Here is a 23,881-nt window from a genome sequence, read left to right on the forward strand (position 1 = left end):
CTTGCAGACTTGTGACAACAGGCTTCATACACAGCCGAGAAAGTCAACGTTGACGCCGATTCGTATTGCCCGAGGGTCGACCTGGTTTAACAGTTGCCCGTCTGAGTTTCTGGCGAACACTGTTGATAGCTGCAGGAGTGGGCGCACCAGCGTCATATTCCGCTAATCTCTGGCGCGTGAGTTGTCGCAGAAAGTGAATGGAGCATTGTCGAACAAAGAGTGGCTGCTTCGCTCCCAGACCTAAGGACAGTTCTTTAAGAAGCTGCTGATTTGCGGGCACTTTCCGCTGTGCCATTTGAAACCAGGTTTGGATGGAAATAGCGGAAGTCGTCGAATTCTCCATCACTTTAATCCGGTTCCAGACAGCACGCGTGGTCGGATCGTCTTTCGCCGCCAGTAGCCATTCAATGGCGGCGGTCCGTTGTAGTTCTGACAGTGACGAAGTCGCACGTGGCACAGCAAACGTGGGATCGAGTGTGAATCCGAGATTCGTACTGGCGAGTACCTCGAGACCGGATTGCCCCGCAGGCACCGTCATCAGGGAAGCGAGTAAGTTTTTGCTCTGATTCATGCGATCAATTAATGCTGGTTTTAACTTCAACGTTCCCGCTGGTTTGGAACGCCAGTTTTGATTCCCCGCCAGCTTCAAAGGCAGACTGACAGACTGATCTTTCATCACCAGCATTTGATCTGTCTTTAATGAAATTGGCTGTTCTGAAAATGGCGCGGTAACGAGCAATTCTCCTGCAAATGCGATGAGTTCCTGTTTATTTCCCTCCAGCTGATGGAAACCGAGGGATGTCTCATCCTGTTTCACCTCAACCAGCCACTCCTGCCGTTGGTGTTGTAGTCGCAGAACGTCACCTGTATTCAGATGAGTGAAAGCGACTTTGCCAGAGTGTAACTGCAGATCAATGTTTGTCTGATTCTCTTTCTGTGGAACACCTTGAACCGATAGCGAAGCCTCCGAATTGGCGTCCATGACTAGCTTCAGACCAGACCCCAGTGTTCCCTGCAACCAACTGAACGGCAACGTGCGTAATTCCAGATGCATCACCTGATCTACCTTCAACGTGGCACCCTCAGCAAGGATGCCTTTCCAAGGGGAAGTACGATCTGTTTTCAAACCGACGATGCCTGCCACTTTCGTCCAGTCCAGAGAAAGTTGAACAGGTGCTGCGGGGTTATCCAGCATTGGTTTCTGTGCAACAAGCGGTTTCGCGTTGAGTTCGTTTTCTCTGTCGGGCGTCTCGGGTTGATGAGCCTTGGGTATTGATTCAGGAACCACGGCTATTTCGGGAGCTATTTCAACATCTAATGGCTTGTTCGAGTTTGAATTGGAATGATCCGGTACTAAAGGAATCGGCCCAGGCGATGTTTTTTTTGTGATCGAATTTTTCGCGGGGTTGTGAACAAACACAAAATAAGTGGGAATGACGACAATCAGAACCGCAGCGACTGCGACCGAGAACCAGAGCGCCCCGTTGCGTTTCTTAGACCGTTCCCGCAAAGGACTTTGTGAACGCGTTTTGTGGGAGTGCGTTTTAACCGGTGTTTTTTCTAATTTGGTAGAAGCGGCTGAAGCCGACTCCAAAACTGTTTTCTGCTCGTCTTCGATGGGTGCCAGGTAATCTGCCTCTGTTAACGAAGCATCCGCTGGTCGAGTCTGTTCTGAAAGAATATCGCGCATCCGCCGGGATGTTTGTTGTGCATATTCTTCGGGAATGCTGCTGACTAAAAAATCGAAATGCGCTGCCTGATAGGCGGCGATGACTTCGCGCAGCAACTCTGTCTGATCCCAGCACGCCGCTTCGAAAGCCTCGCTCTGCTCCGGGCTCATCTCCTCTTCGACAAATGCAGCAACCGATTCTGCGTCGATGTCTGAGTGCTGCGGAACCTTAATGGGTTTGTTCGGTTGCTGGTATAACTGACTCAACGTTTTCCAGTGCTGTAACAGAAGCGAATCCGAGGCCAACTGCTCGCGCACCGACAAACCTTCTGCGTCGGAAAGATGACCTTCCCGCAGTTTGATCAATATCAGGAGTGGTGCGTGATTTGGTTTCATGTCTGTCTACTACTGGCTTTCATTAGTTTTTTCAATCGTTTTTGGGCACGATGTAATTTCGGCCCGACTGCGTTTTCTGTAATTCCCAAAGCACGTCCGATTTCGGCATAGCTCTTCTTCTGATCAAAGTACATCACCAGTGCCTGACGATCCGTTTGCTTCAACCGGGTCATACACGCCTGAAGTTGAGAGCGATCTTCGGCAGACTGTTCGTTCTTTTCTTGAGGAAATGAATCGGGAACCGTGGCGATATCGAACTGGCTATCGTTGGGGCGAATTTTCTCGTTGTCCCGCTTTTGCCGCCGCAACACGTTTAAGGTGATCCGCCGCACAATCACTGCCAGCCAGGTTGAGAGTTTACTGCGTCCCTGAAACTGGCGCAGTCCCTGCATCTCGTTCTGAAACAAAGCCGCCATCACTTCTGCTGCGCAATCATCCACGAGATCCGGCCGGGGAGACAACCCGCATTCACGACAGGTGGAAAGAATACGACTGACGATCAACCGTTCGTATCGCTCCACAAATTCATTCCAACTCTGTGAATCGCGTTTGAGTAACAACAAAATGAATTGTCGCTCTTCGTGGTTCTTTGCTGTTGGCTGATTTTCTTTTCCTGGCTGATGACGTTCCTTCGACGAACACCTGGTCGGCGCATCGCTGGGTGGATCATCGATCGCGGGAAAATCAGTGGGTGTCATTGAGATGACTTAATCAAATGTGTTTAAAGTGTTCGCCAGCTGCGAACGACCTCAGGCTAAGAATAAAGCCGTCAACCGCACAAATTATCTTATGCGGTTGACGGACTGGACACAAGAAATTGTTTTTCGTGGTTTATCCTCCGAATGCACTGCGAATGGCGTTTTTCTGGCGTTGCAGAGTAGACCGCAAATCAGAAATTGCATCCTCACACGCACTATTCACGCGGCGTGCCAGTTGTGGTGCTCCCAGACTGACCAGTTGATCAACGCATTCGTCACAAATTCGATTGATGCGTTTGGCACAGTTTTCGGTCCGTTCTGTGGCCGATTCAATGCAGTCCGCAGCCACGCGTCGTGCAGCCCGTTCCCGTCCTTCCGCTAACAAGCGGCGGATTTTCTGGAGACACTCCTGCGTCTCATCGGCGGCTGCATTCTGGCAGCGATCCACGATTCCGTTAACAGCGCCCACACAGCGGGCCGCCAGATCTTCGGGTGAAGTATGGGCCGAAGCGGTGCTCGTTACCATCAACAGCCCCAGTGTCGCGCAGAAAGCCAATAAAGTTTTCATCAGTTTGTTCTCCCTCAGGTTCAAAACTCTGCTTCCGGCCTTTCAACCGGTCCGCAGATTGATTAATCGTTTGATCAGAATTGATCTAAAAGAAATTGATAGATTCACATCGGTAAAGGAACAGGCCTGATTGTTTCTACCGTCTAATCTATTGGTGTCACGAGTCAGGAAATCCGTGCAGGAAAACCGGAAGAATTCTGATATTTTCTGAAAACACTGTTTTTACGCGGACCATGCGAGAAATATTCGCAACCGGAGCATGTCTGTAAAAACAGTACCATCGTAAAAAAACGCCGTTCCCCGAAAAGGAGACGGCGTTTCTAAACATCAAATTGAAGTCGTTTATCAATTAGTGGGCATGTTTTTCGTCATGGCCGTGATCGTGATCATGATCGTGGGCATCAATTTCTCCTGTGAAGGATTTCCCATCAATATCCAGCACGAGCCGCGCTGTCGTATCACCTTCGTGCAGCAGTTCTCCCAATGTTTTGTCTTCAGTCATGAATTTTGAAGACTTGCCATCGGGATCGCCTTTCTCGGGAGAAGCAGCCAGCGTGAACTGCTGCCCTTTTCCATCATGTTTGACATTGATCAACACCGATTCTGCTTTGATGGGAACGGCTGCTTTCGCGGCACCATCCAGAATATAGACGGTGATCGCGCCACTTTTTTCATCATGCACCAGCTCACCGTGATAGGCCTCTTTACCCAGTTCGATTAGCGAACCATGGTGCGGTCCCTCGCTGGGATGATCGTGCCCATGATCGTGTTCGTCCATCGTCACGTCTTCGGGTGCCGCTTCATCAAAGGTTTTTCCCTGATCTGCTTCGTTTTTACAACCGGCGAAAGTCAGACTCACGATGCAGAAAGCCAATGCGAGATAATTTGTGAAAGTACGTTTCATCATTCAAATCCTTTTTGGAAAATTTTCATTATAGTTTTCTTAACAAATAACATTACAAGATCTAATGGTTTCATTCATGCCCTGCGGTAACAGGCTCAGGAATTTCTTCGCGTTCTTCAATCAGTTCAATCTCAACTCCACTTTGTTCCACAATCCGGGCGCCTGCTTTACGACCGAAGCTCCAGAAGAGTGCCGGCCGGATGAAGAACTCCAGAATCGTACTACTTAATAAGCCGCCGATAATCACTGTCGCCACCGGATACAGAATTTCTTTTCCGGCTTCTCCCTGCGATAACGCCAGCGGAACCAGACCGATGCCTGAAGTGAGTGCCGTCATCAATACGGGGGCCAGCCGTTCCTGCCCTGCTCTGACAATCATTTCGCGGGTCCAGTCTTCCCCTTCGTACTTCACCAGATGTAGATAATGATTGAGCAGCAGAATCCCATTCCGCGACGCGATCCCGCCGAGTGAGATAAAACCGACCATTGCCGCAATTGTCAATGTCTGCCCTGTCACTACGAGCGCGATCACTGAGCCGATAAAGGCCATTGGCAGTGCCGCCATCACCTGCAGGGAGAAGTTCGCGGAATGAAACATCGTATACAGGACCAGGAAGACTCCCAGCATGGAGACCACAAACAGTGCCGAGATCATGCGCGAGGCAGCCTGTTGATTCTCGAACTGGCCGCTGTATTCCACAAAATAACCGGCGGGGAGCGCTTTAATTATTGGTTCCTGCTTCGCCTGGATATCTTTGACAACATCAACAAGGCCCCGTCCTGACACATTACATTGCACAATAATGCGTTTCTGAACTTTCTCGCGATTGATCGTATTGGGTCCTGAAGAGGCGGAAATATCGGCGACCGACGAGAGTGGCGTTGTGCCTCCATTGGGAAGTTCGATCGACAGTCGTTTTAATGCCTGCAGATCTTCCCGGTATTTCTCATCCATGCGAATCAACAGGTCAAACGTGCGTTGGCCTTGCAGGACCTGCGAGACAACCAGACCATTCATTGCGGTTTCGATATATTCATTCACATAAGCCGGGGTTAAGCCATACAAACGCAGTTTGTCTCGATTGAGTTTAATCTGCAGCTGAGGGATTTCGACCTGCGGTTCAACCAGAACATCCGTGACCCCCGGCACACTTTTCATCACCCCTTCCATTTTTTTAGCCGTATTGCGCAGAACCGTTAAATCTTCGCCATAGATTTTAATACCAACCTGGGCTTTCACTCCGGAAACCATATGCGATATTAAATGCGCCAATGGTTGTTCGACCGAGATCACAATTCCCGGAATGTCTTCCATGGAAGAGCGAATGTCGTCGAGCACTGCCTCGCGACTGCGGCCCGACTCCGGATCAAAGGTGATAATGAATTCGGAGATATTCACGCCCTCGGCATGTTCGTCGAGTTCGGCACGACCCGTTCTTCGAGAAAACGCGGAGACGCCTTTGATCTTCTTCAGCCGATCCATCACGGTCTCAGATATTTCGTTGGATTTTTTCAGCGAGGTCCCCGGCGGCAAGACTACGTTCAACTGCGCCACCCCTTCATTAAAGGGGGGCAGAAAATCGCGTTCCAGTTGCATCAACATTAGCGACGCAAAAAACACACCGGCGACGCCCGCGATTAACATGGGCTTGGAGAGACGAATACTGAAACTGATGACATAACCGGCAATCCATTTCAAGAACCGCAGCAGAGGTCCGTCCTGATGTGCCTTGTGCTCGGATGGATCATCAGAGCTGACAGGTGACCCGAATTTCTTTCCGAGCAGCCAGTAAGACAGCACGGGGGTTAATGTAAGGGAAACCAGCAGCGACGACAGAATCGAAACGATATAGGCAACTCCCAGCGGAGCAAACAGGCGGCCTTCCATACCCGACAGTGCGAATAACGGCATAAAGACCAACACTACAATGATAGTTCCGAAAACAATGGAATTTCGAATTTCACAACTTGCCTGAAATACAACAAGCAGGGTTGGCTTGGGATTTTTCTGGTATCGATTTTCCTGCAGCCTGCGGAAAATGTTCTCCACATCAACGATGGCATCGTCAACGAGTTCTCCAATCGCGACCGCCAGCCCTCCCAGCGTCATGGTGTTAATCGAGAGGCCGAAAACAGCAAAAATGATCGCAGTGATAGCAATAGAAAGGGGGATCGCCGTTAAGGTAATGAAGGTAGTCCGAAAATTCATCAGGAACAGAAACAGAATAATCACCACGAGTATCCCGCCATCGACGAGCGCGTCAATTACGTTCTCTATAGAACGATCAATGAACGATTTCTGGGAGTAGAGCTCGGGTTGAATGCGGATATCTGCTGGTAGCGAAGGTTTTAATTCTTTTAAAGCCTGAATCACATCCTGGGCGACGCGTCGTGTATCAGCATCGGGCTGCTTATTAACGGTCAACACCACAGCGTTACCGCCGGCAAACGTGCCGTCTTCCTGTTTCACAAACGCGGAACTGTCTCCTCGTTTGACCTGGGCTCCTTCGACGACTTTGGCGACCTGAGAAAGCACGATGGGGCGTCCTTTTTTGGTAGTGACCACCACCTTTTCCAGATCTTCCAGTGTTTGAATGCGGCCCAATGCGCGAACCAGAAATTCATTCGGCCCCTGCTCATCCAGATATCCGCCAGTCGCATTGACGTTACTCTCTTCACAGGCCTGCCTGACATCGTGCAGCGTGATTCCATATTTGACGAGTGCCTCGGGATTGACGAGGACCTGAAACTGCTTGCGCCCGCCCCCCATCGTAAAAACCTGTGAGACACCGGGAATCGTGAGCAGCCGTTGTCGGACCACCCAGTCTGCCAGCGTGCGGACTTCGAGTGGCGACGTTTTGTCATCTTCGCTCCACATACCGAGCATCATGATCTGTCCCATGATGGAGGAGATCGGTGCCAACTGTGGCTTGACGCCGTCCGGCAATTGTTCGGTCACCAGCTGCAGCCGTTCATTGACCACCTGCCGGTCATTGTAGATATCGGTTCCCCATTCGAATTCGACGTAGATGATTGAGATCCCCACGCCGGACGAACTGCGCACGGCCTGCACGCCGGTTGCTCCGTTTAATGTGGTTTCCAAGGGAAAAGTGATCAACGATTCCACTTCTTCGGGCGCCATACCCGGCGCTTCGGTCATCACAACCACACGCGGGCGATTCAGATTCGGGAAGACATCAATTCCCATGCTGAACGCCTGCCAGATTCCAAAGCCAATCAGAAACAGCGAGAACGCCAGCGTCAAATGTCGCTGTTTCAGAGAAAATCGAATGATGGCATTCAACATGATGATGATCCAGATCTCTAACGTGTATTATAAAAAGTAGGCGATGTTTACATTGGTTTCTCGTCGTCAGAACGCTAATGCGAGTGTCCTGCATGCGGATCGACTCCACCGCCGGCCTTATTTTTCAATGCCATCTGTAACTGATGTGCCCCGGCGAGCGCAATTTTGTCACCCGGAAATATCGAGCCATCATTTTCGATTACCGCTGATATCTGGTCCTGATAAAGGATATGAACCGGACGCCGATCAAAATGGTCGCCGTTTTCCTGGAATACAAAATGTTCGGCTCCTTCCGTAGCGATCGCTTCGACAGGAAGTACGATTTGTTTCTGCCAGATCTCAACAGGAACCCGCAACTGCATCCGCTGTCCCGGCTTGTATTCCCAGGTCACAAAGTGTTTTCCATTTTGGCGAACGGTGTCATACTGAACCCGATTGGGGAGGTCTACAAAAACGGAAAATGTTCTGGAATCGGTTTCAATCTGGTTATCCAGATAATCAATCTTGAGATTGTTGATCAGTTTTTTCTCTTTATTATTCACTTCCTGAATCGCCTGAACGGGCCATTGTTTTTCCATACAGCGTGTGAGTTCATCTGCTTCCTGCTCGAATGCCTGACCTTTGAGATACAGGTCACTGTAGTCTGCTAACACGCACAGCGTAGCTCCTGCCTCAACGAAGTCGCCTTTGCTGACATTCATGGACTGGACAATAAACATCGACTGGGGTGGGAGTGTTCTGGGCTTCTGTAAGGTATCCTCCGTTGCCGAAATCCGCCGTATTTTCATATTTGGCAACTGTACTTCACCAGATTGATCGTTAAGTATAGGCACATAAACCTGATGCTCTTTAATCAAGCGGCGTGTTTGATCGATTCGATCAACCTGGGCATCACTGAATCCGTGTAATAAGAGTGCTTCACGTTGTGATTTCAGAATCGCTTCCAGTTTTTCCTTTTCGTACTCTCGTTCCAGTAAGACCTTACCGGCAATCACTCCACGATTCGTGATGTCTGTAAGCCGTTCGATCTCTTTCTTTTCGACATCGAGTTCGCCCAGTGTTTTCAGGTAGGCCGTCTGTGCCTGGACGAGATCTTCGTGAGTGAGCCGAAGCTTGAATAACTCACGATCTGGCTTGACTGCTTCTCCTGCAAGCACATTCACATTCGTGATAATGCCCGTCATGGGTGCGACGATGGTAACCCTGGTTTTCCCCGGCCGTTCGACCACGATTGCAGGAATCGTAATCGTGCGTGTGAATGATTGCAGCTTGACCGGAATCACCTTATCTGCGGTCAGACCCACATTTTTTCGCGCCTGGGGAGAGAGTTCCAGCGAGCTGGCTTCGTCATGCCCGGCATGCCCGGCATGGTCGTGATCGTGGTGCGACTCGTCATCGTGCGCGGCTGCAGATTCGTTGCTCTTGGCCTGCTTCTCTGCGGTCTGCTTACTTTGGGTCCACCCTTGAACCGCTGGTAGCCATTGTTCCTGGGAGCTCCAGGCCAGCAACCCGGCCGGTATCAGGATGACCAGAGTTAAAATCCATTTCCAGTTTTGTTTCAGCATTGATTGATTCATCATGAGCCTCGATTCAGGCAGTACATGTGCTTATAAAATGTGCGCAACGGGTATCGTGATTGAGCGATTTGCGGGGTTGGAATCGATGCGTTTTTCAGCGCAGATTCATCCCAAAGCAATATCGAAAGACGATTAGAGAAAAGCGGTGCCTATAGCAACCAGACGGTGGTTTGCGCCTGTGCGCGCACTCCGGGCGCTGCAATCGAAGACAGCGAGGCGAGTTGGAACATGTGCTCCACGTACTGTTTTTCCTGAGCAGAATAGAGCAGATCCCAGGCAGGCAACAGGTCGACAAACTGGGGCGTTTCTTCCAGGACTTTCACAGATGCAGAAGCCAGATACGAACAGCGGCCTTCCTGACAAGGATCCGATTCCGGAGCGGCTGGCTGTTCTTCAGACGCTGGTTCCGCATGTTGATGGTGGGCGTGTTCATGATCGTGATGCGTGTCTTCTGCCTGATGTTCACACAAGGCAACCGTCTGGCAGGAATTGCTTTGCCCTGCATGACAGTCATGCGCGTGATGCCAGCCACAACCCAGCAAGGTGTGGGACAGCATCGAAAGCAGCATCAGAATGGCAATCAACGATTGATACATAAAAACCCTTAGAATGATTGACTCTTCACTTGAATCATGGCACCAAAACAGAATTGTGTCAAGATATCTCTTTTTAACGCAAAATTGAGGCCACAAAACACGTTTCATTGAATCGAGTTCGCAAGTCGTTCCTGCATCTAATTTTAGCGGATCTATTTTAAAAACGCATTGAACCACATTCTAACTGGTACCGTCGTAGAAATGAATGCACTGTCATCAACCTGACTCTATGGATCCGGTAATCAAGGCTGCTTTATATTTTCAGGAGGGATAGACTTGTAAACCAGTGCAAAAACCGCGATCCTGAGAGCATCTAGCGCTGCAACATTTTCACAATGAAAGGGAGTGATTTGTGTCTGCGAAATTTCGTGTTTTAATTACCGATCGTGCCTGGCCTGACTGCGAGGTGGAACGCAAAGAATTAGCGCTCGTTGATGCCGAAGTCATCGAAGCCCCGCCCGGTGCTGATGAACAGACACTTATTGAAAAAGCAACGGGCGTCGATGCGATTGCCACCTGCTGGGCTCAGGTTACCGAAGCCGTAATCGCCGCTGCCCCTGACTGCAAAACCATCGCCCGTCTGGGAATTGGCCTGGATAATATCGACGTCAAATATGCAACCTCGCGCAAGATTCCAGTGACCAACGTTCCCGATTACTGCATCCCGGAAGTCGCCGACCATGCGATGGCGTTGATGCTGGCGAGTCTGCGCAATGTCGCCTTTTTTCACCACCAGACAAAACAGGGAATCTATGATCTGTCGGCGGCTCCCCTGCCTCGGAGAGTCAGTTCGCTGACAATGGGTTTGTTCGGTTTCGGACTGACGGGTCAGGCCGTGGCAGAGCGGGCGCGGGCCTTTGGTATGGATGTGCTTGCCACGAATTCGTCCGGCAATGATTATGGCACCGGGACGACCATGGTGCCGTTCGAGGAGCTCATTCAGAAAAGTGACGTCATTTCCATCCATGCGCCCCTTACGGAAGCGACACAACATCAGTTCGATCAAAGTGCGTTTGCACAGATGAAGTCAACTGCTTTGATTATCAATACTTCCCGCGGCGGACTGATTGATTTTGCCGCATTGAAATCCGCCATTGAAAACCAGGACATCGCCGGAGCCGCTCTGGACGTGTTCGATCCGGAACCACCGGATTTATCGGACCCGTTTTTTCAAGACGAACGGGTCATTGCGACCCCTCACGCGGCCTTTATTTCACAGGAATCACTGGACGAACTTCGACAACAGGCGGCCCGACAGGTGGCAGATGTCCTCGTAGGGAGGGAAACCACTAATGTGGTAAACCCGTCAGTATTTGAATAACTGATACCATCCGCAAATAGATGTAGAAAAATCGCATCACTGAATCAGCGAAACCCATTAAGACTGCGTGAAAATGAACTAGGCTAAGAGTAGGCATTCTTTATTTTTAGCTTAAAAACAGTCTGAAAGGTAATAGATTCAGGTAAGAATGGATGGACCCCAATAGTCACTCCCCCCCATCTGAGATCAAAGAGCAGATGATTGAATCGACGTCGCCACCTGGTGATTCTGATTCGATTCAGCGGGAAGAGCGTACGCCCACACCACCAGTAAAGCCTGAAACACCGCCTGTCTCTGAAACACCATCAGCGCCTGGAGCTTCTACTCCTGAGAAAGCCTCTGATCCCTCTACCGGCGATCACTTGCGCGTTGAAGCACTTCGATCAGAACTGCAGGAAAAAGAACAGCTGGTGACAACCCTCACCGCACAACTGGAACAGGTTGTCGAAAGACTGGATCACGACCAGCATTCCCTGCACGGTGCCGCTGTGGACCATCAGCGTGTGAAAGAGCTGGAAGCCGAGTTGCATGAAAAAGAGCAGCTGGTCGCGACCCTGAAAGAACGGCTGAGTGAAGTTGTCGAACAACTGAAACAGAGCCAGCGTGCGAACGAAGAACTCTCGGCTGCAGAAAACCAACGCGTTAAAGAGCTCGAAGCGGAACTGCAGGAAAAAGAACAGTTGGTGGTGATCCTGACAGAACGTCTGGAACAGGTCGCCGAACAGCTCGATCGCAGACATCGCACGGGCGCTGACCGAGGCATGACCATCTCCGGCGGTGGTATCCCTCAAGAAGTCATTGAAGAGCAGCAAAAACTTTCGCAGGACCTGCAATCAGTTCTTGAGCAATGGCAGGGAATGAATACGGAATCGTCCCTGGCCCGAATTGAACTGCAGATCTCCGAATTGAAAAAAATGGTTGAAGACGGGCTGGAAAAGGGACCTGTGGCTCCCAAGCCATCCAGTCTGGTCGAATATCTCGCTTCTCCTGACCGGGAAACCCAGGTAGAAGAAGAGCCAGTCACCGCCGAGCAGGAACAAACGCCTGAGGAACCGGAGACAAGTCCCCCCGCTGACGATTCAACGGCAAGCGGCTGGGAGGCCATGAAAGAAAAACTGCTTTCTGGTCAGGGAGTCGATGTCAACGCAGATCTCGCCAGGAAACAGGCACCTCCGCCCGCCCCTGCTCCACCTCAGGTACCACAGCCAGCAGTCGGGAATGAAGGAACAGAACAATCGGGACGCACACTGGCCAGCTATAAGCCCCCCTTGCCGGAAGCGCCTGCTGAAATCAATTATGATCAGGCATCACAGGCAGAATTGATCGAAGCCGTCACAGAGCGCGATCAATATATCAGTCTGTTAATCAAACGAGTTCGTGAAGCAGAAACGGCCCTCGTTCCGGTCAATTGGGAACAATTGAATAATGCGCCTGAAGACTTGCTGGAACAGTTACAGACGCTGCATCACGATCTGGAACATAATCTGGGCTTAGCCGAGGTCGAAATTTCGATTGAACGCGCCCGACTCTCACGAACGGAATCTATGCTCCAGGGACGCGAAGAAGAAATTCGCAAGAAAGAAAAGAAGCTGGGTCTGAATCTGGAACGCAGCGAAGAGGAAGAAGTGCCTGACGAAAGCCAGTTAAACGAAGATCAGAAAAAACGCTGGCTCGGTTTTCTTAACTAATCGCGGTGCGAGCGATATTGGTCGTTCGCTGCATTCATCTTAAGGAATCTGCTTCCCACGCTGATGCTTCTGGTTTGCAAGACCTGTTTTTTCAGACCAACTCTGCCAGGCCGCTTTCATTTTTGCGACGCGCTCGGGATATTGAGCCGCCAGGTTGTTGGTTTCAGTCCGATCCTGCTCTAGATCATACAGTTCCCAACGGTTGATAGTACGATCAGCGACGAGTTTCCATTTGCCCTGCCTGATTGCCTGATTATTTCGAAGCTCCCAGAACAGGGACTCATGCGGCGTGCGTGTTTCTCCCTTTAAAATCGGCAGAATACTTTTCCCCTCGACTGGAATGATCTTGCGAGACTGAAACGTTTCCGGATAGTTCGTTCCCGCCAGATCGATACAGGTTGGCATCACGTCAATAATATGTGCGGGTTGCTTTGTAAGCGTGTCAGCTTGAATCTTCCCCGGCCAACGGACGATAAAGGGGGTCGAAATGCCCCCTTCATGCATCCAGGTTTTAAACCGGCGAAACGGCGTATTTTGCGGAAAAGCCCAACTGGGACCACATGTGGTGTAATACTCTTTCGGTCCCGGAATCTGTTTGGGATTCGCGCCGCCCGGTTCGCTGGCGTCCGGTCCGTTATCGGACAAAAACATGACGATCGTATTCTCATCCATGCCCGTCTCTTTGAGTGTTGCCATCAGGCGACCGATATTCTGATCCATACAATCAATCATAGCCGCATAGACTTCCATGCGACGTTCCTGCCAGTCACGAGGATACTTGTCCTGTTCCCAGTCTGCCGACTCCTTATCGCGGGCAGGAAGCTTCCACCGGGGATCGACGAGCCCCATTTTCAACTGTCGCTGATGTCGCTCGTTGCGTAACGCTTCCCAGCCTGCGGAATAGCGACCTTTGTATTTTGCAATGTCTTTCGGCTTGGCGTGCAGCGGGTAATGGGGCGCGGTATAGCACAGGTGCAGAAAGAAGGGTTGATCTGTTTTGGAATACGTTTTGATCTGCTGAATGGCATGATCGGTAAACGCATCGGTCGTATAAAAATCATCCGGAAACTCGGTAATGCGCGTCGTATTTTTCGCAAAGAAGCGATACCCGTCTCCGGTAATCCCGCGTTTGTATTTGGGATCACGATAATAAGGATCAAAAAAGTTACAACATCCGTCGAGCAGGCCATAAAAATCTTCAAAGCCGCGATAAACGGGGTGGGTGGAATCGGTTCTTCCCAGATGCCATTTACCGCTGAGGGCAGTCTGATAGCCAGCCTGCTGCAGCACTTCGCCCAGCGTCACCATATTCAGATTGAGGTGCGGCCGGGGATAGCGCGGATAAAGCCCGGTGACGAGTGAAGCACGCGTGGTCCAGCAAACGGCATTGTTATAAAACTGTGTAAACCGGAGGCCTTCCCGAGCCATCTGGTCCAGATGCGGCGTCTGTACTTCGCCACCATAGCAGCCGATATCAGACCAGCCCATGTCATCGCACATGATCAGAATGATATTGGGACGAGGTGCTTTCTTTTCAGGTTCTGCGTAACTGGTACCCCGAATTGATACCAGAGCGAGCAGACAGAATAAAATACAGGCGCTATGACGAAGCAAAGTCGAAACCATTTTTCACGTTCCCTGAAGTAACTCAAGATGCGTATCAGAAAGCAAGACTCTACTATAAACGTCTGCACAACGTGATGTCAGCCTCTCAGAGAGAAATCTGAAAAATCGGTTTCCAGATCGAAAATACAGGAGAACAGTAGGGAAACTGCACCGCAGGAAGCAGCGCGCCGGGCTAAATTGATGGGGGAATCAAGAACGGCCATCGCTAATTTGTGATGGCTCTAAACGGGAGATGATTGCGCCAAAGCTGCTTTTAGACAGATATCAATTGACTTTTTTGCGCATCCCACTGTAGACTAAATTAATACATCAGTTCATTAATATACTATTGTATTAATTTCACACAATCACATCGTTTCACTCTGATTGCATGTATTGAAACATTAAAAAATCAGCCACTCTTATGTTCTGATATATCGACCAACAAATAAACATATATTGATATTTCTGGAAATCGATTCGTTATTTTCTGGTAAATATTTTTCTGCTGATACTGACTTTTCTCATAAATACATTTCAAAGGAAAAGGAACATGTACTTGAAGCATTTACAGAGACGTGGATTCACGCTGATTGAATTACTGGTTGTGATTGCGATCATTGCCATTCTGATTGCCCTGCTGTTACCGGCCGTCCAGCAGGCACGCGAAGCAGCCCGACGTTCGACCTGCAAGAACAATTTGAAGCAGATCGGGCTGGGTCTGCATAACTACAATGAAACCCATACCGTGTTTCCTTTTTCGACCGTGTGCCGCGTGAACGCTGCTTCGACTGCTCCTGCAGCGACCTCCAATACGCGACAGGGCTGGTTTCACATGCTGCTGCCATTCGTCGATCAGGCCCCGCTCTACAATACCATTACGCCACGCATTCAAGGGAACCAGTTTCCTGGTGGCTGGCCTGAAGCAACAACACGCGTGCCCCTCTTCAGCTGTCCCTCTGATCCCAAAGCCGGCAAAATCTCACAGCAAGGTTTTCATGGCAACTATCTGCTCTGTTCCGGATCGACTGCTCAGGGCACAACAAGTAACCCCACCTATCCCAAGTTAAACGGGATGTTCTATAATATTTCAAGTACACGTATTCGTGATGTGGTAGACGGTACCTCAAATACCATTATGGGGAGCGAAATCAATATTGCCGAAGATTCGATTTCAGCACAGGGTGCCGGTAACGTCGTCTGTGGTGGCACCCATGACCTGCGCGGACGTTATCATAACAGCTATCACAACGGGGGGCTGACCTTTACCACTATCCGTCCCCCCAATACCCCCACTGGTGATCTGGCCCAATACTGCAACGGGACCGAAGACGCACCCTGCCGCGCGTGTGGGAGTGAAAACAATGAAATTCATGCACGCAGCCGTCATGAAGGAGGCGTGCACGTTCTGTTGGCCGACGGGGCTGTTCGCTTTGTCTCCGAGAATATCGATACAAACACCTTCCAGCATCTGGGAACACGCGAAGGAAAAGAAACCATCGGAGAATTTTAAACTCGTTCCCATTTCAGAATTGCCTGTGGTCCCGTCCTGACTGGTCTACAGGCAATTTCTGTTTCACAACTTGAGTCTGCATCAATTAACGCAGTTGGAGGTGCACTCGCCTCGCTGATCAAAGGAGAGAACATGAGAGGTTATACTTATCGATTACAACTTGTCTGTTTCGCGGCTTCGCTGCTGTGTGTTACAGGCTGCGGGGGTAGCTCAGATGCGCCCACGACCGTGAAAGTGGAAGGAACCGTCACCTTTGATGGAGAACCACTTTCTGAAGGCAGCATCGTCTTCGACCCGGCGGACGGGAAAGGAGGCTCTTCTGCAGGCGGCATTGAGAACGGGAAATTCATGTTTGACAGCCAGCTTGGTCAGAAAAAAGTCCTGATTTCCGCCTCTCGTGATACCGGTAAAAAAGACCAGTACGACGAACCGATCACCGAATCCTACATCCCCGCTCAATACAACTCGCAAACAACACTCACCGCCGATGTCAAAGCCGACGGCGAAAACAAATACACGTTTGAATTGAAGTCGAAATAAAAACCGAAGCAACAATCGGCCCCTTTACTTCTGTAATCGGGGCCGTTTTTATTGAAACAGTAACGCTTTGAAATTTGCTGATTCAAGCCTGCCAGCAGGTGATGCAGTACTTCTGGAGTTCGAGGAACGATTCTTTGATACCATTCACCAGTTGCTCTGCTGTCTCGGCATCGGGAAGTTCATTTCCAATAATCACGTCACAGTTAAAGGGAACCAGTAACGCTTCGCCACGGGGTAATGCGCGGCCCAGTCCGTGCATCATCACCGGTGTCACCCGGGTATCGGTCCGGTCGTGTACGATATGGTAGATGCCGCGTTTGAGTTCACTCAGTTCTTCCGGATTACCGCGACTCCCTTCCGGAAACAGTATCAGAATCTCTCCCTGGTCCAGCGCCTGATGGCAGCCGGCAAACAGTTCACTTTTTCGCTGTCGGCCCGTCCGATTGATGGGAATGATGCCGATGCAGTTAAAAGCAAACCAGGAGAGAAATCGGTTCTTGAGAAAATAGTCGGCGGCGGCGACGGGCCGCACTCTGTGTATTTTGGATAACGGATACAGGCTCATCAGCACCAGCGTATCGAGGTGGCTGTTATGGTTGGCCGCAATCATTGCGGGACCTGCTTGCGGCAGATTCTGTTTCCCGCGCAGGTTCAAACCAAGCACGATGACCACAATCGGCCTGACGATGAACGCAAAAAACAGGATTTTGAGCAGACGACCCATGTTTTAATAATTCATATAATAGAGAAAGTGAAAAAACAGAGGCGAGGTAAATATCAGGCTGTCGCAGCGATCCAGAATTCCCCCATGACCGGGAATCAGACTGCCGCTGTCTTTGATTTCCAGATCCCGTTTGATCGATGAGATCACCACATCGCCAATAAAGCCGGACACACTGATCAGCAAACCAGCCAGCAGGCTGAAGCGAAATGTGAGCGGCGTTAAGTAGGGACCAAGGAAACCAGAGACGAGCGTAATTGTCAACACGCCGCCTAAAAAGCCTTCCCAGGTTTTGTTAGGACTGACTTTCGGAATAATCTTATGCCTGCCCAGTAACTTGCCCCAGATGTATTGGCAGACGTCGTTGAACTGCGTCATGAACAGCAAAAAGATCACCAGACCAATCCTTCCCGCATCCAGGTTTAATACCGGCAACATCAGCAGATACACAATATGACTGATGCAGAACACGGTGAGCATCACCGCCCAGTGAATGATGCCCGCCGAATGAATAAAGCCTTTCGTTTCACCAATCAGAACCATGCGCATCGGTAACAGTAAAAAGACATACACGGGAATAAAGACGATAAACAACCCGTACCAGCCGATGCTGACCAGATAATATTGAACGGGGATCGCCATATAGGCCCAGAACAGGACGCGTCGATCCGCCTGACGGGTAGGTACAATGGAGAAAAATTCTTTGAGCGCCAGAAAACTGATGAAGGCAAACAAAATGATGGCAGCCGTGTGACTGACGACCAGACAGACAAAAAGAATACCAATCATCCACCACCAGGACTGAATCCGATGTCGCAGCTCGGTAAAATCTTTTTCCGCTTTAACATGCGCCAGAATGAGCCGGCAGGCCGTCGCGGTCAGCAATAAAACCAACACAACCAGCATGGCATAAAACGAATGTGGCGGGATATCCCACATAATCAGGCTTTCCAATATCGACAGGTAGATAAAGAGCAGAAGTGACAGGCCAGGACATCGTTGCAATTCTTGAGCACACAATCTCAAGATCTCATTTTAATTCATTATCAAGAAAAAAGTAGAGTGACTACCCACTAGAGGATTTGATTTATAATAAGATCATTCTTTTTCTGGCATCGATCGGGAAAACAACGGATAATCAAACCTGGTAACCACAGCATTCAAACAATCTACTGAAAAGTAAGCATGCAAAATGGAAATAGGCCTCAAATCTGGATTGAGAAAACCGAAATGGCTGGTGCTCTCCCTCCTCCTGATCGGGTTTCTCTCATTCCACGCCTACCACCGATACTGCTTTGAAAGACGAAAAGCCCTGGTGAAGAGACTAAAGAATGCCGGAGCAACCGTTCGCTATACCTGGTTCGGAGTCAGCAGCATGCCAGCGTTTCTCAGACCGCATTTGCAATTCATCAATCTCCCTGTCAAACCCAGAGTCTTTAATATCGATGCGAATAATCACCAGGTTTCCGATGAAACATTACATGATCTCGAACGAATGACCTATCTCAGTTTTTTGAAACTGGAAAACTGTAACGTCACTGACGCCACATTAGAGCGTCTAAAGGGTCTCGAAAACATTCGAGAACTCAACCTGAGAGGGACGAATATTACCGATCAGGGTCTGCGTCACCTGGAAAACAAACCCTATCTGCTTTCGATCAATCTGGAACAGACAGCTGTCACGCCCGCTACCGTGAATCGGCTACAGTCCAAGATCAATCAGCTCAAAGAGAACCTGACTTCCAGCACACAGAGGGACAAAAAGCTGGTGATTACTATTTCAAACAAACAGAGTCCACCAGAGCAGTTACCTGCATCGTCCGTAAAATCAGATTGAATTTTGCGAACAAAATAGATACGACGCTCGTGGCTTCACAGTTCATGAAACGTTCCCGTCATGCGTGAAGTTTTAGATGGATACAACAGAGCCAGAAACAATGCACATCCTAACAAGCAGACGACTCTTAGTCCGCATAATTCGAGACTTCAATCAGATTCCCATCAGGATCACGGAAATAGGCAGACCTGATTTTCCCAAGAGCGCCGGTTCGCTCTACGGGGCCGGCAATGATTTCCACGCCCTGGCTTTGTAGATCTTTGATCGCTTCTTCTACCGGGGTTTTAAGAATGAAACAGAGATCCGCACTGCCAGCCTGCACGTGCTCGGCCTTGGGTTCAAATTCGTGTCCTACTTCGTGCAGATTAATTTTCTGATTGCCAAATGTCAGTGCATACCGCCCTGCACCGAACGACACTCGCTGCATGCCCAATACGGTCTCGTAAAACGTCAGCGTCGTTTCGATGTTTATCACCGTTAAGACCAAGTGATCCAGATGGTTGACTTCCATGTTGTTACCCGCTGGGCCAATCAGATAAAAAAGAAACTGAAGAATCGGAGCAAAACGATGACAATAGCCATCGTAAACGCGAAACTGATCGCCTGCCCGACAGGAGTTTTGAAAAACGATTTCACACCCAATTCAGCAGAGTGTTCTGTTTGAAAATCAAAACGGTAGTTACCGGCAACCACTGAAGGTCCCGTGATCTGCACTTCAACCAGTGCATCCGAGATGACCTTATCCTGATCCTGTAAGCAAATGCTGGTAATCTCACTGACGGGAATCAGTTCTTTCAGCCTCCAGGTCAGACCTTCTTGGGCAGACTTGTTCGGTTTGGCTCCAAGATTGGTTCTGAATAAGCCCTCTGTTCTCACAAGTATCTCATAGTCTGGCAATGCATCAAACTGCTTAATCAATGGCAGACTATGATCGCGCGGCTCCAGTTCTGCATCGAGTGCTGTGACCTTGATTTCCCTGAGTCCCTCGCTGCGCAGCACCGCCATCACAATACATGAGAAAACGCTGACCAAAATGACGGTACCACAAACCCAGCTCACGATTCGCCAGGGGGAAACTGCTTTCGTTTCTACACTTGCCGATGAATCGGACACCTGATTTTCTATGTGTAACTCGTCTTTACTGTCCATATTCAAAACTCACGCCATTGGGAAAAACTGCACACCTAACAGAACAACGACCAAACCGGCGATGCCCATCAGAGCCGTCATGGGCGTGACGTATTTTAGAGTTTCGCCTTCGGTCATGCCACTCATTTTTCCGATGACCCAGAAGCCGCTGTCGTTCATCCAGGAGATCGGTTTCGAGCCGCAGCCGATCGCCAGTGCCAGGTAAACCGGGTGAAAGCCGAGCGCCGTCGATTCGGCGATTCCGCCCAGAATGCCGACGGTGGTAATCATGGCGACGGTCGATGAGCCCTGGGCACTGCGGATCGCGGTGGTAATCAGAAACGCCAGTGTGACCAGCATCAGCGGAGAGACATCGGGCAGGGATTCAATCAGAAAGCTGACGCCCGTCTGTTGTAACACACCGCCAAAGGCACCGCCGGCTGCCGTGATCAGAATAATCACGCCCCCCGTTGAGAGGGCCGCCTGAATGGATGTGGAAAGGTCCGCCATGGACGATTTCTTCTGTCGAATCAGCGTACCGAGGGCGATGATGGTGGCGATGCCCAGCGCCAGGTTTTTGTTTCCGAGTGTCTTGATCAACGATTGCACTTCAGGCGAACAGAGATTTTTGATCGATTCAAATTTCAACATCGTCGAGCCGGCGATCAACAACACGGGCAGCACAATCGGTGTCAGCGATAAACAGAGCCCCGGGAGATCTTCCAGTTTGCTGGAGGCCAGTTTGGTGAGGTCTTCTTTAGTCACGTCAGCGGAATCGCGGAACGGCAGGACGCAGCGTTTGTTGATCATCACCGCGTACCCCAAACCGAAGAAGGCGGCGATACTGCCGACGATCATGCCGCCAATCATCATCGTGGCGATATCAACGCCCAGTTGCTCGGCGACAAACAGTGGGCCGGGTGTGGGAGGGACCAGCGAATGGGCCATCGTGCCCCCGGTGACAATCGCCAGCACATACAGGAGGTAGTTCTTGCCTGTGCGAAAGCGCATGGCTTTCCCCAGTGGAATTAACAGATAGAAAACCGTATCGAAGAAGACTGGAATGGCTAATAAAAAACCGCTCGCCATGAATGCCAACGGTGCCAGTTTCTCGCCGACAAAATTCACGGAGGAACGAACAATGCGTTCGGCGGCTCCACTTTCCAGCAGACACATGCCGATGATGGCGGCGAGTGCAATCAAAATGCCGATCTTGGCACAGGTGGAACCGAAGCCGGCTGCGACGCGTTCTCCCACCGATTGTTTGCCCTGCACGATGGCGGCCTGATAATTGGAGGGCGTAATCGCAAAATCGTCCAGGCTGATCTGACGGCTGGCACTGTCATCGCGGATACTGAGGTCGGCGATGCTGATTTTTTTATTCCCTTCCGTAAACTTCGCGGTCACGCGCTGGACTTCCGTCTCGGCAATCGGAATCAAGGGGAAGTTGGGTTGATTTGTGCCTAGAATCATCAGCATCATGCCGGGCTGAATGGTGCCCGCCTGATCAACCTCCACGACGATCTGGCGATTGTCTTTGCTGACCTCAATGATTTTGAGCTTGTTTTTTCGGAGGGCTGTCTCTTCAATCTGTTGAGCGGGCGTCAAAACGCCTACACAAATGGCCCCTGCCAATAACGCCAGAAAGGCGTGCAGGCGAAAAAACAGGACGCCACCAATCACGATGGCCACCCCTGACAAGATAACAACGATGACCCAAGCGCTCTGATCCATTGTCCTACCAGTCTGGTTTTCAGGTTCTGATTATTTTATTTCTCGAAAATCACCATTTTTTCGACACATTCTAATCCAGATCGGGTTTAATACACATCAGACACGCAATCGCATCTGTCTGACTCCCGCATTTTGCCCGGAGCCCATTTACCCTAATTCAATCAGGTGAAATGTCATGATGAGTTTTTCCGTGAAACGAACGACACAAATAGTTTGTCTTTTTCTATTTACAGTGTCGGTCCCATTATGCCAGTCTTCCACTTTCGCAGCAACAAAGAGTTCAACACAATCGAAGAAACTGCAAAGAGTCGACGAAACGACGCTGGCAGAAAAACTCGATCAACTGATTGAAGCGGAGCTGAAGAAATCAAAAATCGAGCCGGCACCGCTGGCCAATGATGAAGACTTTCTCCGCCGTGTGACCTTTGATCTGGCAGGACGAAAGCCGACTTCATCGGAAGTGATTCTGTTTGGACTGGATTCTAACCCCGACAAGCGGAAAGCGGTCATCAATGACTTACTCAAGTCGGAAGAGTACGGCGTCAACTGGGCACGTTACTGGCGGGATGTGATTTATCTGCGGGCCACCGATGCGCGTTCCCGTCTGAATGAAGGTTCGTTCGTCACCTGGATGACGTCACAACTCAATGAAAATACAAGCTGGGATCAGATCACCACGGAGCTGTTGACCGCCACCGGTGATGTCCGCGAAAATGGAAACACGGCGTTGATGTTCGCCCATCAGGGTGATCCGGCTGAACTGGCGGCAGAAACGTCACGCATCTTTCTGGGAATTCAGATTCAGTGTGCCAACTGCCATGATCATCCGACCGACAAATGGAAGCGGGACAGTTTTCATGAACTGGCGGCGTTCTTCCCTCGTGTGCGAGTGCGTCCGGTGCGTGATGCGATGCCGCGGACGTTTGAAGTGGTCTCGATGAACCAGAACGGCAACCAGTTTGCACAACGCATGAAAATGCTGCAAGATCCGACGATGCTGTTTCGTGCCTACGACCGTAACCGGGATGGCAAACTGACGGAACGCGAAGTCCAGCGTACCCGCATGGCGCGGGGCTTTGAACGGCTGGTTTCCCGTGCTGACAAAGACGGAGATAAAGCATTAACCGCCGAAGAGTTGAAAAGTATCCCGGTGCCCGACAACGCCCGTCGATTCATGTCGGAATATTATATGCCTGACTTGAACAACCCCACATCTGCCGGGACGGTCGTGCATCCGGTCTTATTTGTCGATAAAAAATCTCCCGGTAAAGGTCTGGACGATCTGGATCGCCGGGAAACACTTTCAAAATTTCTCACATCAAAATCCAATCCCTGGTTTGCACGAGCGATTGTGAATCGTCTCTGGGCGGAAATGCTGGGAGAAGGGTTCTACATGCCCATAGATGATATCGGCCCCGAACGCAGTGCCGTCTACCCGGAAGTGCTCGACGCTTTGGCCGATGGTTTCACCGCCAGCGGATACGATTTGAAATGGCTCTGCCGTACGATTACCAACACGCGGGCCTATCAGAGAGAAATGCAGAAGCGAACAGAGGGGCAACTAAACACCCCGTTTGCTGCCCAATCCCCCACTCGTTTGCGAGGCGATCAGATTTTCACGGCCATCACGCAGGTATTTGGCGTGGATGACCTGCAGGCCAATCCCAACCGCGGTGATCGACGTTTCCGTGCCAGCCGAACGGGCCGCGGACAATTCAGCAGTCTGTTTACCTTTGATCCTTCCACATCACAAGAAGAGATCACCGGAGACGTTCCGCAGGCATTGTTCATGATGAATTCCACATCCATCAACGGCTTGCTGGGAACAAACCGGAATACGAAGCTGGCACAGATCGCCAAGGATTATCCTGATAACAAAGACGCCGTGCAGGAACTGTATCTGCTGACGCTCTCACGAGAGCCGAGCAAATCGGAATTGAAGATATGCCTGGATTATTTTCAGGAAACCAGCAATCGTGCAGAAGCGCTGGAGGATCTGATGTGGAGTCTCCTCAATTCCAGTGAGTTCATTACTAAACGCTGATTGTGTGAGCAAACCGATTTCGCGTTGCGTTTACT

19 protein-coding genes are annotated in these 23,881 nt (G+C 50.3%); 6 read left to right on the forward strand and 13 right to left on the reverse strand.

Going from position 1 to position 23,881, the window contains the following annotated elements; genetic code table 11:
* Positions 1-43: 43 nt before the first annotated feature.
* The 7 genes from Enr17x_RS21175 to Enr17x_RS21205 form a co-directional block, all read right to left on the reverse strand.
* Positions 44-2,065 (reverse strand): hypothetical protein, encoded by a 2,022-nt coding sequence (locus Enr17x_RS21175; protein WP_145311693.1) that lies wholly within the window; start codon positions 2,063-2,065, stop codon positions 44-46.
* Positions 2,062-2,763, reverse strand: coding sequence for an RNA polymerase sigma factor (locus Enr17x_RS21180; RefSeq protein ID WP_145311694.1), 702 nt, complete (start codon positions 2,761-2,763; stop codon positions 2,062-2,064). Before Enr17x_RS21180 ends, Enr17x_RS21175 begins: the two co-directional genes overlap by 4 nt.
* Before the next feature lie 133 nt (positions 2,764-2,896).
* The gene (locus tag Enr17x_RS21185; RefSeq protein WP_145311695.1) at positions 2,897-3,331 is read right to left on the reverse strand and encodes a hypothetical protein; all 435 of its coding nucleotides are present in this window, start codon (positions 3,329-3,331) and stop codon (positions 2,897-2,899) included.
* 349 nt (positions 3,332-3,680) lie between these two features.
* Complete coding sequence (locus Enr17x_RS21190; RefSeq protein WP_145311696.1) at positions 3,681-4,238, reverse strand: hypothetical protein; 558 nt, start codon at positions 4,236-4,238, stop codon at positions 3,681-3,683.
* A gap of 67 nt (positions 4,239-4,305) precedes the next feature.
* Positions 4,306-7,542, reverse strand: coding sequence for an efflux RND transporter permease subunit (locus Enr17x_RS21195; RefSeq protein ID WP_145311697.1), 3,237 nt, complete (start codon positions 7,540-7,542; stop codon positions 4,306-4,308).
* Positions 7,543-7,616: 74 nt separating this feature from the next.
* Complete coding sequence (locus tag Enr17x_RS21200) at positions 7,617-9,122, reverse strand: efflux RND transporter periplasmic adaptor subunit (protein ID WP_232100803.1); 1,506 nt, start codon at positions 9,120-9,122, stop codon at positions 7,617-7,619.
* Between the two features lie 146 nt (positions 9,123-9,268).
* On the reverse strand, positions 9,269-9,715 hold the full coding sequence (locus tag Enr17x_RS21205) for a hypothetical protein (protein WP_145311698.1): 447 nt from the start codon (positions 9,713-9,715) through the stop codon (positions 9,269-9,271).
* 352 nt (positions 9,716-10,067) lie between these two features.
* Between Enr17x_RS21205 and Enr17x_RS21210 the strand changes: the two genes are divergently transcribed.
* Together Enr17x_RS21210 and Enr17x_RS21215 are read left to right on the forward strand one after the other, a co-directional pair.
* On the forward strand, positions 10,068-11,036 hold the full coding sequence (locus Enr17x_RS21210) for a C-terminal binding protein (RefSeq protein WP_145311699.1): 969 nt from the start codon (positions 10,068-10,070) through the stop codon (positions 11,034-11,036).
* A 152-nt stretch (positions 11,037-11,188) separates the two neighbouring features.
* A complete protein-coding gene (locus Enr17x_RS21215) occupies positions 11,189-12,724 on the forward strand; it encodes a hypothetical protein (RefSeq protein WP_145311700.1) in 1,536 nt (511 codons plus the stop codon).
* A gap of 39 nt (positions 12,725-12,763) precedes the next feature.
* Here Enr17x_RS21215 and Enr17x_RS21220 read toward each other — a convergent pair whose 3' ends face one another.
* Positions 12,764-14,350: an arylsulfatase gene (locus Enr17x_RS21220; RefSeq protein WP_145311701.1), complete on the reverse strand. Its 1,587-nt coding sequence runs from the start codon at positions 14,348-14,350 to the stop codon at positions 12,764-12,766.
* Positions 14,351-14,882: 532 nt separating this feature from the next.
* Between Enr17x_RS21220 and Enr17x_RS21225 the strand changes: the two genes are divergently transcribed.
* Both Enr17x_RS21225 and Enr17x_RS21230 read left to right on the forward strand, forming a co-directional pair.
* Positions 14,883-15,842 carry a DUF1559 domain-containing protein gene (locus tag Enr17x_RS21225; RefSeq protein ID WP_145311702.1) on the forward strand — a complete coding sequence of 320 codons (960 nt, stop codon included), beginning with the start codon at positions 14,883-14,885 and terminating at the stop codon, positions 15,840-15,842.
* A 132-nt stretch (positions 15,843-15,974) separates the two neighbouring features.
* Positions 15,975-16,382, forward strand: a complete 408-nt coding sequence (locus Enr17x_RS21230) for a hypothetical protein (RefSeq protein WP_145311703.1) — start codon at positions 15,975-15,977, stop codon at positions 16,380-16,382.
* Between the two features lie 82 nt (positions 16,383-16,464).
* Here the strand turns inward: Enr17x_RS21230 and Enr17x_RS21235 are convergent, their stop codons facing one another.
* Positions 16,465-17,106 carry a lysophospholipid acyltransferase family protein gene (locus Enr17x_RS21235; RefSeq protein WP_145311704.1) on the reverse strand — a complete coding sequence of 214 codons (642 nt, stop codon included), beginning with the start codon at positions 17,104-17,106 and terminating at the stop codon, positions 16,465-16,467.
* Between the two features lie 3 nt (positions 17,107-17,109).
* Positions 17,110-18,042: a phosphatidate cytidylyltransferase gene (locus Enr17x_RS21240; protein ID WP_145311705.1), complete on the reverse strand. Its 933-nt coding sequence runs from the start codon at positions 18,040-18,042 to the stop codon at positions 17,110-17,112.
* A gap of 376 nt (positions 18,043-18,418) precedes the next feature.
* Between Enr17x_RS21240 and Enr17x_RS21245 the strand changes: the two genes are divergently transcribed.
* Positions 18,419-18,940 carry a leucine-rich repeat domain-containing protein gene (locus Enr17x_RS21245; RefSeq protein WP_145311706.1) on the forward strand — a complete coding sequence of 174 codons (522 nt, stop codon included), beginning with the start codon at positions 18,419-18,421 and terminating at the stop codon, positions 18,938-18,940.
* A gap of 127 nt (positions 18,941-19,067) precedes the next feature.
* Here the strand turns inward: Enr17x_RS21245 and Enr17x_RS21250 are convergent, their stop codons facing one another.
* The 3 genes from Enr17x_RS21250 to Enr17x_RS21260 are packed head-to-tail and all read right to left on the reverse strand — an operon-like array spanning position 19,068 to position 21,802.
* Positions 19,068-19,451, reverse strand: coding sequence for a VOC family protein (locus Enr17x_RS21250; RefSeq protein ID WP_145311707.1), 384 nt, complete (start codon positions 19,449-19,451; stop codon positions 19,068-19,070).
* Between the two features lie 20 nt (positions 19,452-19,471).
* Positions 19,472-20,053, reverse strand: coding sequence for a hypothetical protein (locus tag Enr17x_RS21255; protein ID WP_145311708.1), 582 nt, complete (start codon positions 20,051-20,053; stop codon positions 19,472-19,474).
* A gap of 45 nt (positions 20,054-20,098) precedes the next feature.
* Positions 20,099-21,802, reverse strand: a complete 1,704-nt coding sequence (locus Enr17x_RS21260; RefSeq protein ID WP_145311709.1) for a GntP family permease — start codon at positions 21,800-21,802, stop codon at positions 20,099-20,101.
* Between the two features lie 175 nt (positions 21,803-21,977).
* On the opposite strand from Enr17x_RS21260, the gene Enr17x_RS21265 reads away from it, so the two are divergent.
* Positions 21,978-23,846, forward strand: coding sequence for a DUF1549 domain-containing protein (locus tag Enr17x_RS21265; RefSeq protein WP_145311710.1), 1,869 nt, complete (start codon positions 21,978-21,980; stop codon positions 23,844-23,846).
* Positions 23,847-23,881 lie beyond the last annotated feature (35 nt).

This window comes from Gimesia fumaroli (assembly GCF_007754425.1).
Lineage (GTDB): Bacteria > Planctomycetota > Planctomycetia > Planctomycetales > Planctomycetaceae > Gimesia > Gimesia fumaroli.